At 54.0% G+C, this 735-nt stretch carries 1 pseudogene; it reads right to left on the bottom strand.

What is annotated here, in order from left to right:
• Positions 1 to 253, bottom strand: a pseudogene (locus A3730_RS08385) (hypothetical protein); the annotation flags it as partial.
• Positions 254 to 735: the final 482 nt, after the last annotated feature.

Raw genomic sequence — 735 nt, 5'->3', positions numbered from 1 at the left:
TATCTTCAAACTCCCCCATCACATCAAAACCGTGGAGCTTGCCACTCTGGTAACCCAGGCGGGTACGCAGGGTCAGCGCCTGGCCGTCTTCAGTGAAGGCATCACTGTTCACTTCTTCATAACGCAGGCGCATGTTCAGCAGCGGTGTGCCGTCTTTCAGTGCGGTAATGAATGCATCGTCTTCCGCGCTGGCGGTCCCCGTAAAGCCCAGCGTGGAGAGAATGACGCCGGCGGCAATGGCAGAATGTTTCATGGTTTTCTTCCTCACCTTAGTGTGTTTTATCGCTCTCGTTTCGGAAAACGCCTATCTTTGAAGGCGGTGTGCTCACGCCTGCCCCCTTTATCCCAGGCATAAAAAAACGCCCATGGAACAACGCCGCCGTTGACGACATTCCATGAGCGTCTTTGCTCAGATTCTTTCGCGATCACCATTGATCGCTAGCAGGATAGCGTGACGAATCATCCTGCTAATGTGCTTACGTTAGGCAAGCGCCATGCCAATTCCTGAAATGCGAAGGAAACAGCCCGCCGGGGAATAAAACAGGCCAAGGCAACTACCTGCAGGTGCCCTCAGATGGTCCAGTGGCACCGGGATAGCGCGCACTGTCTACGACCAATGGGGAATTATCATTCCCGCGAATAGTGAACATCATTCGAAGACTACAGCCGCAACGCGGCCAGCCTGTTAGGCTTGCGTTCTTTTATTGATTCTGCCCCTTGGCGCCCCACTGGAGT

This window comes from Alcanivorax sp. HI0044, from assembly GCF_001634945.1.
Note: the sequence above shows the minus strand (reverse complement) of the source record. Positions and strands in the feature narration are given on the sequence as shown.